Annotated in this window: 10 protein-coding genes; 9 read left to right on the forward strand and 1 reads right to left on the reverse strand. The window is 60.4% G+C overall.

Going from position 1 to position 15,124, the window contains the following annotated elements; translation table 11 throughout:
• Nucleotides 1-131 precede the first annotated feature (131 nt).
• The 8 genes from ACINK1_RS09435 to ACINK1_RS09470 all read left to right on the forward strand — a co-directional run bounded on the left by ACINK1_RS09435 (nucleotide 132) and on the right by ACINK1_RS09470 (nucleotide 12,756).
• Nucleotides 132-3,635: an indolepyruvate ferredoxin oxidoreductase family protein gene (locus ACINK1_RS09435; RefSeq protein ID WP_376801585.1), complete on the forward strand. Its 3,504-nt coding sequence runs from the start codon at nucleotides 132-134 to the stop codon at nucleotides 3,633-3,635.
• A gap of 149 nt (nucleotides 3,636-3,784) precedes the next feature.
• Nucleotides 3,785-5,776, forward strand: coding sequence for an AMP-binding protein (locus ACINK1_RS09440; protein WP_376801586.1), 1,992 nt, complete (start codon nucleotides 3,785-3,787; stop codon nucleotides 5,774-5,776).
• Nucleotides 5,777-5,814: 38 nt separating this feature from the next.
• The gene (locus tag ACINK1_RS09445; RefSeq protein ID WP_376801615.1) at nucleotides 5,815-6,603 is read left to right on the forward strand and encodes an ABC transporter ATP-binding protein; all 789 of its coding nucleotides are present in this window, start codon (nucleotides 5,815-5,817) and stop codon (nucleotides 6,601-6,603) included.
• Nucleotides 6,604-6,733: 130 nt separating this feature from the next.
• The gene (locus ACINK1_RS09450) at nucleotides 6,734-7,738 is read left to right on the forward strand and encodes a branched-chain amino acid ABC transporter permease (RefSeq protein ID WP_376801616.1); all 1,005 of its coding nucleotides are present in this window, start codon (nucleotides 6,734-6,736) and stop codon (nucleotides 7,736-7,738) included.
• A 24-nt stretch (nucleotides 7,739-7,762) separates the two neighbouring features.
• A complete protein-coding gene (locus ACINK1_RS09455; RefSeq protein ID WP_376801587.1) occupies nucleotides 7,763-8,842 on the forward strand; it encodes a branched-chain amino acid ABC transporter permease in 1,080 nt (359 codons plus the stop codon).
• Nucleotides 8,843-8,924: 82 nt separating this feature from the next.
• Nucleotides 8,925-10,250, forward strand: coding sequence for an ABC transporter substrate-binding protein (locus ACINK1_RS09460; protein WP_376801588.1), 1,326 nt, complete (start codon nucleotides 8,925-8,927; stop codon nucleotides 10,248-10,250).
• A gap of 98 nt (nucleotides 10,251-10,348) precedes the next feature.
• Nucleotides 10,349-11,185, forward strand: a complete 837-nt coding sequence (locus ACINK1_RS09465; protein WP_376801617.1) for an ABC transporter ATP-binding protein — start codon at nucleotides 10,349-10,351, stop codon at nucleotides 11,183-11,185.
• Nucleotides 11,186-11,520: 335 nt separating this feature from the next.
• Nucleotides 11,521-12,756, forward strand: coding sequence for a phenylacetate--CoA ligase family protein (locus ACINK1_RS09470; protein ID WP_376801589.1), 1,236 nt, complete (start codon nucleotides 11,521-11,523; stop codon nucleotides 12,754-12,756).
• On the opposite strand, the gene ACINK1_RS09475 is transcribed toward ACINK1_RS09470, so the two are convergent.
• Nucleotides 12,757-13,635 (reverse strand): UTP--glucose-1-phosphate uridylyltransferase, encoded by an 879-nt coding sequence (locus ACINK1_RS09475; protein ID WP_376801590.1) that lies wholly within the window; start codon nucleotides 13,633-13,635, stop codon nucleotides 12,757-12,759.
• A gap of 167 nt (nucleotides 13,636-13,802) precedes the next feature.
• Between ACINK1_RS09475 and ACINK1_RS09480 the strand changes: the two genes are divergently transcribed.
• Entirely contained in the window at nucleotides 13,803-15,065 is a 1,263-nt protein-coding gene (locus ACINK1_RS09480; RefSeq protein WP_376801591.1) for a lytic murein transglycosylase, read from the forward strand.
• Nucleotides 15,066-15,124 lie beyond the last annotated feature (59 nt).

The raw sequence follows: 15,124 nt of genomic DNA on the forward strand, positions 1-15,124 counted from the left end.
TCGATAGGGCTTTGACGGCTGATAATTCGGCGTATGCTGATCATATCAAGACCTCGCGGCAAGCGGGGCTGCGGGACGGTAAACGTGCATAAACCGCGCGCTGGATTGTCCAGCCGTTCAGGGAGGTAATCATGGCTGCTGATGGTCTCGATCCGCAGGCGATCGCCCTGCGCAAGGTCAGTCTGGATGACCGCTTCGATCTTTCTCAGCGTGATATCTTTTCGTCCGGGGTCCATGCGCTGATCAGGCTGTGCCTGATGCAGAAGGCGCGCGACAAGGCGGCCGGCCTCGATACGGCCGGCTATGTCTCGGGCTATCGCGGCTCACCGCTTGGCGGCGTCGACCAGAATTTCATGCGGCAGAAAAAACTCCTCGATGCCAACGACATCCTGTTTCATCCGGCGATCAACGAAGATCTCGCCGCCACCGCCTTGTGGGGAACCCAGCAGGCACAGCTGCGCGGCGAAGGCCGCAAGGCCGGCGTCTTTGGCATCTGGTATGGCAAGGGGCCGGGCGTTGATCGCTGCGGCGATGTGTTTCGCCACGCCAATCTTGCCGGCACGGCACCGCATGGCGGCGTGCTTGCACTCATGGGTGATGACCATACCGCTGAATCCTCGACCACGGCTCATCAATCGGAATTCCACCTGCTCGACGCGATGATGCCGATCCTGCATCCGGCCGGCGTTCAGGAATTGCTCGATTACGGCCTTTACGGCTTTGCCCTTTCGCGTTTCGCCGGTGTCTGGGTCGGTCTCAAATGCATGAAGGATACGGTTGAATCGACCGCCTCGGTCGATGGCTCGCCTGACCGGGTGACGATTGTCACGCCCGATTTTGCCTTTCCGCCGGGCGGCGTCCACATCCGCATCGTCGATGATTTCCTTGAACAGGAAGCGCGGCTGCATGAGGTCAAGCGGGCGGCAGCCGTTGCCTTTCTCAAGGCCAACCAGCTCGACCGCACAATTTTTTCGGGCGGGCCGGCAGCGAAGATCGGCATCATCACCGTCGGCAAGCCTTATCTCGATGTGCGCCAGGCGCTCGATGATCTGGGCATCGACGAAGCAAAGGCGGCCCAGCTGGGACTGCGCCTTTTGAAAATCGCGGCGCCATGGCCGATTGTTCCCGAGACGATTGCCGCATTCGCTGAAGGCCTTGACCATATCATCGTGGTTGAGGAAAAGCGCTCGCTGATTGAAGTGCAGGTCCGCGAGGAATTGTACGGGCGCGACCACGCTCCGATCCTGGTTGGCAAGCATGATGAGAAGGGTGGCTGGCTGTTCCCGGTCAAGGGGGCGCTTGATCCCAACATGATCGCCCTGGCGGTTGGTGAACGGGTCCTGCGCTACAGTCCCGATGCGCAGGTGGCAGCCCGTCTCAAGCGGATGCAGGATATCGAGGCGCGGCGGCACGACCAGAAGGATATTGCGGTGCGCACCGCCTATTTTTGTTCAGGTTGCCCGCACAATACCTCGACCAAACTGCCTGATGGCGCGCGCGCCTATGCGGGCATTGGCTGCCATTACATGGTGCAGTGGATGGACCGTGAGACGAGCGGCTTTACGCAGATGGGGGGCGAGGGAGCCAACTGGATTGGCGAAGCGCCGTTTTCAACGCGCGGCCACGTGTTCCAGAATTTGGGTGATGGCACCTATAATCATTCCGGCGTTCTGGCGCTCAGGGCAGCGGTCGCTGCCAAGGTCAATATCACCTACAAGATCCTGTTCAACGACGCGGTCGCCATGACCGGTGGCCAGCGCCATGAAGGCAATCTGAGCGTCGCAGCGATTGCCGCGCAGGTGCGGGCCGAGGGTGTCGAGCGCATCGCCATCATTGCTGATGATCCGGCAAAATACCCGCCGGGGACGTCGTTTCCTTCCGGGTCCAGCCTGCATGAGCGCGGCGAGCTTGATGTGGTGCAGCGTGAGCTTGCACGGATCCCCGGTGTGACGGCCCTCATCTATGACCAGACCTGCGCGTCTGAAAAGCGGCGGCGACGCAAGCGCGGCGAATTTCCCGATCCCGACAAGCGCGTCATCATCAACGAGCTGGTCTGCGAGGGGTGCGGCGATTGCGGGGTCAAGTCGAACTGCGTTTCGGTCGTGCCGCTTGAAACGGAGTTTGGACGCAAGCGAGCGATCGATCAGTCAAGCTGCAACAAGGATTTTTCCTGCGTCAACGGTTTCTGTCCGTCATTCGTCACCGTCCATGGCGCCAAGGTGAAAAAAGCCGAGCGGCTCGCCGAGGGCGCGTCCGGCCTCCTTGCCAATCTGCCCGAGCCTGTGCTGAAGCCGCTCACCGGTTCCTATGGCATTCTGGTCACCGGGGTTGGCGGCACCGGCGTGGTGACCATCGGCCAGATCATCGGCATGGCCGCCCATGTCGAGCGCAAGGGCTGTGGCGTGATCGACATGGCGGGCCTCGCGCAGAAGGGCGGGGCGGTTTACGTCCATGTCCGGATTGCCGAGAAGCCTGAACAGATTCAGGCGATCCGGGTGCCGGCGGGTGGCGCCGAACTGGTGATCGGGGGTGATCTTCTGGTCACCGGCTCGGCCAAGGTGCTGTCGGCGATCAAGCCGGGCGAGACCTTGCTCGTCGTGAACACACAGGAGACGATGACCGGCGATTTTGCCCGCTCCGCCGATTTCTCGCTCCCCTTCGAGCGGCTGAAGCGCAAGATTGCAGCGGAAGGAGGGACAAAGGCTGCCTTCGTGCCGGCGAGCGCGTGGGCAACGGCGTTGTTTGGCAATTCGATTGCCAGCAACATGTTCCTCCTCGGCCATGCCTGGCAGATGGGTGGTATTCCCTTGTCGCAAGCCGCGCTCAAGGAAGCGATCCGCCTCAATGGTGAAGCGGTCGCCATGAACCTGGCCGCCTTCGACTGGGGGCGGCTTGCCGCTGTTGATGCGCCACAGGTCGCCCGGCTGGTCGATGCCGCGCGCCCGCAGAGCGTTGATCAGCACAAATCGTCGAGCTTTGAGGAAATGGTCGAGCGCCGCCGCGCTTTTCTCATCGGCTACCAGAATGAGGCTTACGCCGAGCGCTACAGCGAGCGCGTCAAGCTGGTCGCTGCTGCGGAAGAGCGCGTCGCGCCCGGCAGCCGCGATCTCAGAGAGGCGGTTGCGCGTTTTCTCTTCAAGCTCATGTCCTACAAGGACGAGTATGAGGTGGCGCGCCTTTATACCGATGGCAGCTTCAAAGCGCAGCTCTCCGCCCAGTTCGGCGAGTTTGACAAGCTTGAATTCCACCTGGCGCCGCCCCTCTTGTCAAAGCGCGATCCGCGCACCGGCGAGGCCATCAAGCAGAGCTTTGGCCCGTGGATGATGAAGGCTTTCGGCGTGCTCGCCCGGCTCAAGGGATTGCGCGGCACGGTCTTCGACCTCTTCGGTCACACCGAGGAGCGGCGGATGGAGCGGCGTCTCATCAGCGACTACGAAAACCTGCTCGACGAGTTGGTCACGAGGCTGTCACCTGACAATCACGTGGCGGCGGTGGCGCTTGCCAGCCTGCCGGATAAGATCCGCGGCTTTGGTCATGTGAAGGAGCGCAACGTCAAGATTGCGGAAGGTGAAAAATCCGCCTTGCTGGATGCCTTCCATAAGGGCAAGCCAATTGTGGCGCGGGCGGCGGAATAGAGATAAATCGCCGGTTTTGCTGCGCCCGGTACGGTGTCGACTTCATACGAAGGTGATAGAAAGAACTCCTTGATTTATACGGCCCGCGCAGGCTCTATTGCTGTTTGGGAACTGGCACCGGAAAACCGGGCCGTAGCAAGGAGGCAGCGATGGCTGAAAAAGCCGTCGTGGATCAGGTTGTTGGCGATACGTTCGCCAAGCTGATGCTCGAACATGTTCGCCTGCGACCACAGCGCATTGCCATGCGCTGGAAGGATCTTGGCATCTGGCAAACCTGGACCTGGGCCGAGACGGGCGAAGAGGTGATGACCTTCTCGCTGGGGCTCAAGAGCCTGGGGGTGGCGCATGGCGACCGCGTGGCGATCATTGGTGCCAACCGCCCCAGACTTTACTGGGCCATCCTCGCCGCACAGGCGCTTGGCGCCGTACCGGTGCCGGTCTATGCCGATGCTGTTGCCGACGAGATGAGTTACGTGCTCGACCACGCCGAGGTGAAGGTGGCGGTGGTGCAGGATCAGGAGCAGGTCGACAAGGTCCTGAGCGTTGCTGAGCGCCTGCCGACCCTCAAGCACATCGTTTATGACAATGAGCGGGGCTTGCGCGCCTACGACCATACTCACCTTCATTCATTCGTCGCGTTGCAGCAGACGATGCGCGCGAGGATTGCCGCCGAGCCGCAGCTAGGCGCGGCATGGAAAAAGGCGATCGCCGATGGCAAGGGCTCTGACCCGTCAATCGTCCTTTATACGTCCGGCACGACGGGGCGCTCGAAAGGCGTGGTCCTGTCATCCGAGCGCTCGATTGCAGCCGCGCGCGATACAGTTGCCTTCGACCGGCTGACGGATGCCGACGAGGTGGTGTGCTATCTCCCGCTCGCCTGGGTGGGTGATCACTATCTGTCCTATGCCCAGGGGCTGGTGGCGGGTTTCTGCATGTCGTGCCCGGAAAGCCAGGCAACCGTTCAGGATGATCTGCGCGAGATCGGTCCGACCTTCTATTTCGCGCCGCCGCGCACGCTCGAAGCCTTGCTCACCCGCGTCATGATCCGCATGGAGGATGCGGGGGCGCTGAAGCAGGCCATGTTCAAATTCTTTCTTGCCCATGCCCGACGCTGGGGCGAGAAGGTGCTGGATGGCGGCGATGTTCCTGCCGGCGCCAGGCTGCTCTACTGGCTTGGCAATCTCCTCATCTATGCGCCGCTGAAGAATGTTCTGGGCTTCTCGCGCATCCGTACCGCCTATACGGCCGGCGAGGCGATCGGCCCTGATCTCTTTGCCTTCTACCGTTCGCTTGGCATCAATCTGAAACAGCTTTACGGGCAGACGGAAGCGTTTCTCTACGTCACCTGCCAGCCCGACGGGCAGATCCGTTCCGACACGGTCGGGCCGGCGGCGCCGCGTGTCGATATCCGCATCATTGACAGTGGCGAGGTTTATTTCCGCTCGCCTGGTCAGTTCATCGGCTACCTCAAGGATGACGACAAGACGGCTGAGACGATGACGCCCGACGGCTACGTGAAAACGGGTGACGCCGGTTTTTTCGATCAGGATGGCCATCTCAAGATCATCGATCGCGCCAAGGATGTCGGTCAGCTGCGTAACGGTTCGCTCTACGCCCCCAAATATATCGAAAACAAACTGAAATTCTTTCCGAATATCCGCGAGGCAGTGGCCTTCGGGCAGGATCAGGATTTCGTCACCGCGTTCATCAATATTGATCTGACGGCGGTGGGCAATTGGGCCGAGCGTAATAATCTGGCCTATTCATCCTATCAGGAGCTGGCGGGCCATCCGCGCATCTATGAGATGATTGCCGCCAATCTCGACGAAGTGAACCGCGCGCTTGCTGGCGAGCCGCGCATGGCTGGCGCGCAGATCAAGCGCTTCCTGATCCTCCACAAGGAGCTGGATGCGGATGATGGAGAGATGACACGCACCCAGAAAGTGCGGCGCTCCTTCGTTGCCGAGCGTTATGATCCGCTCATCAATGCTCTTTATTCCGGCAAGACGGAGTGTCCGATCGCGACGGAGGTGACGTTCGAGGATGGCCGCAAGGGCATGTTGTCGGCGGTGGTGAAGATCCAGGATCTGACGCTTTTTCCGGCTGCAAGCGCGGCTGCCTACAGGGAAGCCGCCGAATGAGCGACGCAATGACGAGAATGGCACCCGCCGATGTGACAATGGCAGCGCCAGCGCGTGACGGCGAGGTGCTGCTCAAGGTCGAGGATGTCAGCCTGTCGTTTGGTGGCGTCAAGGCGATCCAGGGCGTCAGCTTCGATATTCGCAAGGGTGAAATCCGCGCCATCATCGGCCCCAACGGGGCGGGCAAGACGTCGATGCTCAACGTCATCAACGGCTTTTATCATCCCCAGCAGGGGCGCATTACCTTCAAGGGCAATGTGCGCTCGGCCATGCGCCCGCATGAGGCGGCGGCCGGCGGCATTGCCCGCACCTTCCAGAATGTCGCGCTGTTTAAGGGCATGTCGACGATCGACAACATCATGGCCGGGCGCAGCCTGAAGATGAAGCGGGGTTTCGGCTGGCAATTATGGCGCGGCGGACCGGCTTTGGCCGAGGACGTCGCCCATCGCCGTTTTGTCGAAGGGATCATCGATTTTCTCGAAATCCAGGCGATCCGCAAGCAGCCTGTGGGGCGGCTTCCGTATGGCTTGCAAAAGCGCGTCGAGCTTGGTCGCGCGCTGGCGATGGAGCCTGATCTGCTGCTGCTTGACGAGCCGATGGCTGGCATGAATGTCGAGGAGAAAGAGGACATGTGCCGTTTCATTCTCGATACGCGCGAACAGTTCGGCACGACGATTGCCCTCATCGAGCACGACATGGGCGTGGTGATGGATCTGTCGGACCGGGTGGTTGTCCTCGACTATGGGCGCAAGATCGCCGATGGCACGCCGGACGAGGTGAAGGCCGACCAGTCGGTCATCGATGCCTATCTGGGCGTGGCGCATTGACGGCGGATGTGAGGAGCAGACGATGAGCGATGCGGTCATAGCGAAGGGCGATGGTGACGCGGCACGCTGGCGCAAGGCGCTTCCCGCCCTGGCAACGCTTGGCGCTCTGGCAGCGATCGTCGCGGCTGCCATGACGGGGGTGATTGCGCGCGGCAATCTCGTCTATGATGTTTTCATCGATCCCTTCATTGCCATCGCCTCGCTACCTGATCTGTTTGTTCAGACGGTGTGGGAGGGGTTTGTCGCGGGCGTGCTTTATGCCCTGATCGCGCTTGGTTTCGTGCTGATCTACAAAGCATCGGGCGTCTTCAATTTCGCGCAAGGCATCATGGTGGTATTTGCCGCCCTGACACTCGTCGGGCTTTACGAGTTCATGGATAATGCCGGTCTGCCGGCGGGCGGATTTCTGGCGCTTCTGGCGCTCGTACTGACGCTGGCTGTCATGTTTGCGCTGGCTGTGACGGTCGAGCGTGTTGTTTTGCGGCCGCTGGTCAACCAGCCTGAAATCATTCTCTTCATGGCGACTTTCGGGCTCACCTACGTGCTCATCGGCTTTGGCGAGATGGTGTTTGGCGGCAATCCGAAGGTCATGATCACCCAGGCGCTGGGGCTGCCGACGGGGGTCAGCGACTTTGCCATTCTGGGCGGGCGTGTGTCGATCCAGCATCTGGATGTCGCGGCCGCGATCATCGCCACCACGATGATCGCCTGTCTGGCCTTCTTCTTCCAGTATACGCGCATCGGGCGGGCGCTCCGGGCGGTTGCCGACAGCCACAAGGCCGCCCTTTCCGTTGGCATCACGCTCAACCAGATCTGGATCGTGGTGTGGTTTGCCGCCGGCATCGTGGCGCTCGTCACCGGCATCATGTGGGGCGCGCGCTCGGATGTGTCGTTTGCCCTCGACATCATTGCACTCAAAGCGCTGCCGGTGCTGATCCTGGGTGGTTTCACCTCGATACCCGGCGCCATCATTGGCGGCCTCATCATCGGCATCGGCGAAAAACTCGGTGAATTCTACTGGGGCCCGCTGTTTGGCAACGGCATCGAGACCTGGTTTGCCTATATCATCGCCCTCATCTTCCTGCTGTTTCGGCCGCATGGCCTGTTCGGCGAGAAAATCATCGAGCGCATCTGAGCCGGGCGCGGGAGAAAAGACCACATGTATTATCGTGAAACCGGTCAGTACAAGACGAGCTATATCGGCGATATGGCGGTGTTTCCGATCCGCCAGGACCGCATCGGCATCGCGCTCATTCTGCTGGCGGCCTATGTTGGCATCCCGGCGCTGTCGAGCGAGTTTGTGCTGAAGACCATCATGATCCCCTCGCTGGTATTCGCGCTGGCGGCGATCGGCCTCAATATTCTGGTGGGCTATACCGGGCTCATCTCGCTTGGTACGGCGGGTTTCATGGGAGTCGGAGCCTATGCCTGCTACAAGCTGACGCTGGCTTTCCCCGAGATCAATATCGTCGTCTGGATCATTGCATCGGGCTTTTTTTCCGCAGCAATCGGCGTCCTCTTCGGCCTGCCATCACTGCGCATCAAGGGCTTTTATCTGGCGGTCGCGACGCTGGCTGCCCAGTTCTTCCTGCAATGGTCGTTCGTGCGCGTGCCGTGGCTGTTCAATTACAACACCTCGGGTTCGATCGAAGTGCCAACGCGCACGCTCATGGGTGTCGCGATCACCGGTCCAACCGCGTCGCTGGAGGCGAAATATCTGATCTGTCTCACCATCGTCGTGCTGCTCACCTGGCTTGCGTCAAATCTCGTCCACGGGCGTGTCGGGCGGGCGTGGATGGCGGTGCGCGACATGGATATCGCTGCCGAACTGATGGGCATAAAACTGTTTGAAGCCAAGCTGCTCGCGTTTGCCGTTTCGTCCTTTTACTGCGGCGTGGCGGGCGCCATGGCGGTCTTCCTGTGGCTGGGAGGGGCGGAGGCTGGCACCGAATTCTCGATCCAGCGTTCCTTTGTTATCCTCTTCATCGTCATCATTGGCGGGCTGGGCAGCCTCATCGGCTCATTTCTGGGCGCTGCTCTTCTGGTGGCGCAGCCGACCATCCTGAAATTCGGCCTGCCGGCCATCGGCATCCCGTTGACGGGTGCCAATGCCGAGCACATCAACTCGATGATCACCGGGGCGCTGATCATCTTCTTCCTGATCGTCGAGCCGCTTGGCCTTGCCCGTTTGTGGCAGATCACCAAGCAGAAACTGAGGGTATGGCCGTTTCCATATTAAATGCGTAATCTGACGACAAGCCCGGGGTGCACCGGGAGCAAATTACCGGCAAAACAGCCGTTCGTTCCAAGGGAGGTTATGTATGAAATCGACACGAGTACTGACAGCGGCCCTCACTCTGGCCGCCGCACTGAGCGCAGGTGGATGGGCGCAAGCCCAGGAGCAGATCACGCTTGTCAGCAACACCTACCGCACCGGAGCGTTTGCCGGTTCGGGCATCCCGATTGCCGATGGCATGCGTGATTTCATTACCATGATCAACGCCAGGGATGGTGGCGTCAACGGCGTCAAGATCGCTTTCGAGGAATGCGAGACCGGCTACGACACCAAGAAATCCATCGAATGCTATGAACAGGCGCGCGCCAAGGGCTCGGTGATGTATCTGCCGTGGTCGACGGGGGCAACGCTTGCTGCCATTCCGCGCGCTCATATCGACAAGATGCCGGTGATGTCGATGGCCTATGGCCTGTCGGCGTCAGCGAATGGCGAGACGTTTCCGTGGATTTTCAATCCGCCGCTCACCTATTGGGACGGAGCGTCGATCGCCGTTCGCTATTTCGCCGATCGCGAGGGCGGTTTTGACAAGCTGAAAGGCAAGACGATCGGCCTGGTGCATCTTGATGCACCCTATGGCAAGGAGCCCATTCCGGTCCTTGATGCGCTTGCCAAGGAATATGGCTTCACCCTGAAGCTCTACCCGGTGGCGCCGACTGAAATGCAAAACCAGTCGTCGTTGTGGCTGTCGATCCGTCGCGACCGCCCGGATTGGATCTATCTCCAGGGCTGGGGAGCGATGAACCCGACGGCTGTGCGCGAGGCTGGTCGTGCGGGCTTTCCTGTCGACAAGGTTCTGGGCGTGTGGTGGTCGGGTGGGGATGATGATGCCCGCCCCGCTGGTCCGGCCGGCAAGGGATACAAATCCCTCTCCTGGCATCAGGTCGGCACCGATTTCCCATTGTTGCAGGATGTCATCAAACACGTCGTCGACAAGGGACAAAGCCAGTCGCCCAAGGACAAGGTTGGCGACAGCCTTTACAATCGCGGCCTCTATCAGGGCGTGCTGTTTGTTGAAGCCGTCCGCAACGCCCAGAAGCTGACCGGCAAGAAGGTGATCACGGCCGAGGACATGCGCCGCGGCCTGGAAGCGCTCGACATTCCAGCGGAACGCTGGAAGGCGCTGGGACTTGAGGGATTTGGAGCGCCGGTCAAGGTCACTTGCGCCAATCATAACGGCCATAATGACGCCTTCGTCCTCGATTGGGACGGGACCAAATGGCAGAAGGGCTCGAGCTGGCTGAAGCCGCTGAGCGAAAAGGTTCAACCGCTGATCGATCAGGCGGCCAAGGACTATGCGACGCAAAACAGCGGCTGGCCGAAGCGCTCGGAGGCGTGCGACCAGCGTTCATGACATGATGCAGGCTCCCTCTGCATGAGGCGGAGGGAGCCGTTCTTTATGGTAAGCGGAGAAGCATTTCGATGTCGGCAGTATCCGAAGCGGTCAGCGGCATGGCCGCTAATTCCGAGGCGCCGATGCCGGCGGTGCCGCTCATACTTGACGTCAACAATGTCGAAGTCATCTATGACCGCGTCATCCTGGTGCTCAAGGGCGTGTCGCTTGCTGTCCCCCGGGGCGGTATCGTTGCCATTCTCGGTGCCAATGGCGCTGGCAAGACGACGACGCTCAAGGCCATTTCCAATCTGCTGCGTGCCGAGCGCGGCGAGGTGACGAAGGGGTCGATCACCTTCGATGACCACCGTGTCGACAACCTGTCGCCCCATCAGCTGGTGCGCGCTGGCTGCATCCAGGTGATGGAGGGGCGGCAATGCTTCGTTCATCTGACGATTGAGGAAAACCTGCTCACCGGCGCCTTCACCCGCAAGGATGGCAAGCGGGCGATCAATGATGATCTGGAGCGCATCTATACCTATTTCCCGAAGCTCAAGGACCGGCGCAAATCGCAGGCGGGCTATACGTCGGGTGGCGAGCAGCAGATGATGGCGTTCGGGCGGGCGATGATGTCGCGACCCAAGATGATTTTGCTCGATGAGCCATCCATGGGATTGGCGCCGCAGATTGTCGAACAGATTTTCGAGATCGTCCGTGATGTTAACCAGCGCGAAAATATATCGTTCCTGATTGCCGAGCAGAATACCAATATGGCGCTGCGTTATGCTCATTACGGATACATCATGGAGACGGGCCGCATCGTCATGGATGGGGCGGCAAGCGCGTTGCGTGAAAACGAGGACGTGAAAGAATTCTATCTCGGTGTTTCGGGGGGCGGGCGCAAGAACTTCAAAGATCTCAAATTCTATAAACGCCGCAAGCGCTGGTTGTCATGACTGCTTATTTTATGCGCATTTTTACCAGTGACGCGGTAAATATTTGCGGCGTATAATTGAGATGGGGAACGTTACCTTCGGATAGTCGTAGATATTTGTAGAGGTGACTGCACTCTGGCAATGCCGCCCTTGTGTCGTGGTTATGGGTGATATGACCAATCAATACGGATCAGCGCGGCGGTCACGCTGCCTCACCGGTACCGGAATGGTGGATAGGTGACTGGAACATTCGTCTCTTGTGTCAGCTGGTATCGATATGGCAGCGCTGAAGCCGGCAGCGGCCTGGCGCCTTCGTCCGGCCTGAAACCCTGTAGTCGTGAACGCTGGGATCTGCGATGACGCCCGATCATTTTGATCGTCAGGAAACGCGAGAGCCGATCCAGCGCGAGCGGGCGCAGTTCAAGACGCTGCGCGCCTTGCTGTCCTATTCCAAAGCCAAGGCGCCGCAGCTGCGCCAGCAGATCAAGGACGTGGATCCACGCGAGATCACGTCGCGCAGTGCGCTGGCGCAACTGCCCGTTCTGCGCAAATCCGATCTGCTCGATTTGCAGACAGGTGCTGAACCTTTTGGCGGCCTTGCCGCCCGGCGCTGCGGATCGATGAGCCGGCTCTTCCTGTCGCCGGGTCCCATCGCCGAACCCGAGGGGTCGTCATCGGATTGGTGGGGAGCAGCGCGGGCGCTTTTTGCGGCCGGTTTCCGCAAGAATAACGTCATTCTTAACACGTTCTCCTACCATATGACGCCGGGTGGCTTCATCATGGACAGCGGGGCGCGCGCGCTTGGCTGTGCGGTCGTGCCCTCGGGGCCTGGCAATACCGAGCAGCAGATGGCCTGTCTGCGACGGTTTGAGCCCGACGGCTATGTCGGCGTTCCCGATTTCCTCAAAATATTGATCGAAAAAGCAGCGGAAGAGGGCATCTCACAGCCTTTCGACCGGGCGCTGGTGTCCGGCGCGGCGCTCACGCCGGCGCTTCAGAAGTTCTTCAAGCAGCACAGGCTGCCTGTGTACCAAGCCTATGCTACGGCTGATCTTGGGGTGGTTGCCTATGAAAGCGACGCGCGCCAGGGGCTCATTATCAACGAAACGGTGATCGTTGAAATCGTCCGTCCGGGCACCGGGGATGTCGTCGAGGATGGCGAGGTTGGCGAAGTTGTGGTGACCCGCCTCAACCAGGATTATCCGCTGCTGCGCTTTGCCACCGGCGATCTGTCGAAAATCCTGCCGGGCCGCTCATCCTGCGGGCGCTCCAATCAGCTTCTGGCGGGATGGCTCGGGCGCGCTGATCAGGCGACGAAGGTCAAGGGCATGTTCGTTCATCCCGGCACCATCGTTGACATCATGAAGCGGCATGCGCAGATCACCAAGGTGCGGCTGGTCGTCAGCCGCAAGGATGATCAGGATGTGATGACGCTGCACGGCGAATGCGCCAATCCCGTCAACGGTCTTGCCGACGGTGTTGCATCGACGTTGCGTGAGTTCACCAAAATGAGCGGGATTGTCAAAATCGTCGCTGCCGGGTCGCTGCCAAATGACGGGCGCATTATTGCTGACGAGCGTGCCGACCAATAATCAACCGTCAATCAGCTTGCGCAATTCCTGACGAAAGGTCGGCGCAAGGTCGTGGCGGGCGAGCGCATAGGCGACATTGGCAACCAGAAAGCCGATCTTCATGCCGCAATCATGGATCTGGCCGTCAAAGGTGATGCCGTAGAAGGGCCGCGTCGCTGCCAGCGTCTTCATTGCATCGGTGAGCTGGATCTCGCCGCCAGCGCCGCGCGGCTGGGTCTGCAGGATGTCGAAGATCGCCGGCTCCAGGATATAGCGCCCCGAAATGGCCAGATTTGACGGCGCTTTTCCTGCTGCCGGTTTTTCGACCATGGCGGTGATTTCGAAGCCGTGTCCGACATCCTTGCCGCGCCCGACGATGCCATATTGATGGGTCTGGCTTTCGGGAACCTCATAGACGGCAACATAATTGCCGGGATTTTTTGCGTATGCCTCCACCATCATCGCCATGCAGGGCCGCGTCTTGGGCTGATGGAGCATGTCGGGAAGGAGCAGCGCGAAAGGTTCACGACCGACGATATCGCGGGCACACCACACCGCGTGGCCAAGGCCGAGCGGGGCCTGCTGGCGGGTGAAACTGGTTTGGCCGGCACCGGGAAGGTCACTGGTCAGCAATTCGAGCTCAGGCTTCTTGCCGCGCTCCTGAAGCGTGTCTTCCAATTCGTAGGAGCGGTCGAAATGGTCTTCGATCACCTGTTTGTTGCGGCCGGTCACAAAGACAAAATGCTCGATATCCGCCTCACGCGCCTCGTCAACCACATGCTGGATCACCGGCCGGTCGACGACGGTCAGCATCTCTTTGGGCATGGCCTTGGTGGCGGGCAGAAAGCGTGTGCCGAGGCCGGCGACGGGAAAGACGGCTTTGCGGATTTTTGAGCTCATGGTGCGATCGCTGTCTGAAAACTATTCTGCAGGGGGTGAGGCGGGTATGCCGAGCTACATGGGTTGCGTGGCGTGAATGGAGCGTTAACGCAGCTGCCTGGCTGAAAACAAGCGGCGACGGGCGAATGGGGCTTGGGTGATAGCCGTGGTCCGGTTAAACTCATCTGATGAGACCGGTTGACCAGAGCATAACGCTGCCACCTCGGGCTGCACCGCGAGGGCTGCCGCGCCGCAGTTTGTTGCAGGCCGTGTCGCTGCTGGTGGCGCCGAGGCTGGCGCATGCTGACAGTTTCGCCGAATGGCTATCGCGGATACGGCCCAAGGCGCTCGCCAAGGGCGTGTCACCTGAGACGTTTGATCGCGAGACGGGAGGGCTGGTGCCTGACCTGTCGGTTCTCGATACGGTCAACCGCCAGGCCGAGTTCACCGAGGTGCTGTGGCAATATCTCAATCGCCGTGTGTCGCAATGGCGGATTGATACGGGCAGGGAGCGGGCCCGCCAGCATGGTGATCTGCTCGCCCGGGTCGAGCGCGTCTACGGTGTCGACCGTTTTGTTGTCCTGTCGATCTGGGGCAATGAATCAGCCTATGGCGAAGTGATGACTAATCCGCGGGCGATGAAACCGACATTGCCTTCGCTGGGTGCGCTTGCCTGGCGGGAGGCACGACGCCAGGCGTTCTGGGAAAGCGAATTCATCAACACGCTTGTCCTGATCGAGAAGGGGTGGGGAACGCAGCAGACACTCGTGGGCTCGTGGGCGGGTGCACTCGGCCAGACCCAGTTCATGCCAAGCTCCTGGCTGCGCAACGGCGTTGATTTTGATCGGGATGGAAAGATCGACCTCAACACGATTGCCGATGCGCTTGGGTCGGCGGCCCATTATCTGAAAGATCGCGGTGGCTGGCAAAGCGGTCTGCCCTGGGGATATGAGGTCAAGGCTGCCGACGGTTTCAATTTTGAGTTGGCAGATAACCGGCGCGAGCGGCTGGTCAGCCAATGGGCGCGGCTTGGCATCAGCCGGGCTGATGGCAAACCCCATCCCGCCCCTGAAGCTCCAGCCAGACTGACCTTTCCCGCAGGCTCAAACGGCCCTGGATTTCTTCTGACGCAGAATTTCAAAGCGATTCTTGCCTATAATAGCGCATTTTCCTACGGAATGGCGGTTGGCCTTCTGGCTGACGTGCTGGCGGGCGGGGCGGGGCTGGTGACACCATGGCCCGGCGCTGAACGACAGTTAACGACCGACGAGTTGCAGGAAATCCAGCGGCGGCTGAGCGCTCTGGGGTTTGACACAGGCGGGACGGACGGGCGGGTTGGCGACATGACGCGCAAGGCCGTTCAGGCTTATCAATTGCGGATGAAATTGACGCCTGCCGACGGCTACCCCAACGAGGCGCTGCTGAAGCAGTTGCGGGCGGCGCAGCTTTAGGGCCAGGACTTGGTGCTGGTGAAAGACGTGGCGCTGGTGAAAGACGTGGCGCTGGCTAC

The organism is Raskinella chloraquaticus (SeqCode) (assembly GCF_021731865.1).
Lineage (GTDB): Bacteria > Pseudomonadota > Alphaproteobacteria > Rhizobiales > UBA4765 > Raskinella > Raskinella chloraquaticus.

What these genes read in the sequence shown, in the direction of transcription:
- ACINK1_RS09435 (WP_376801585.1), top strand. Translation starts at nt 132, where the DNA reads ATGGCTGCTGATGGTCTCGATCCGCAGGCGATCGCCCTGCGCAAGGTC.
- ACINK1_RS09440 (WP_376801586.1), top strand. Translation starts at nt 3,785, where the DNA reads ATGGCTGAAAAAGCCGTCGTGGATCAGGTTGTTGGCGATACGTTCGCC.
- ACINK1_RS09445 (WP_376801615.1), top strand. Translation starts at nt 5,815, where the DNA reads ATGGCAGCGCCAGCGCGTGACGGCGAGGTGCTGCTCAAGGTCGAGGAT.
- ACINK1_RS09450 (WP_376801616.1), top strand. Translation starts at nt 6,734, where the DNA reads ATGACGGGGGTGATTGCGCGCGGCAATCTCGTCTATGATGTTTTCATC.
- ACINK1_RS09455 (WP_376801587.1), top strand. Translation starts at nt 7,763, where the DNA reads ATGTATTATCGTGAAACCGGTCAGTACAAGACGAGCTATATCGGCGAT.
- ACINK1_RS09460 (WP_376801588.1), top strand. Translation starts at nt 8,925, where the DNA reads ATGAAATCGACACGAGTACTGACAGCGGCCCTCACTCTGGCCGCCGCA.
- ACINK1_RS09465 (WP_376801617.1), top strand. Translation starts at nt 10,349, where the DNA reads ATGGCCGCTAATTCCGAGGCGCCGATGCCGGCGGTGCCGCTCATACTT.
- ACINK1_RS09470 (WP_376801589.1), top strand. Translation starts at nt 11,521, where the DNA reads ATGACGCCCGATCATTTTGATCGTCAGGAAACGCGAGAGCCGATCCAG.
- ACINK1_RS09475 (WP_376801590.1), bottom strand. Translation starts at nt 13,635, where the DNA reads ATGAGCTCAAAAATCCGCAAAGCCGTCTTTCCCGTCGCCGGCCTCGGC.
- ACINK1_RS09480 (WP_376801591.1), top strand. Translation starts at nt 13,803, where the DNA reads ATGAGACCGGTTGACCAGAGCATAACGCTGCCACCTCGGGCTGCACCG.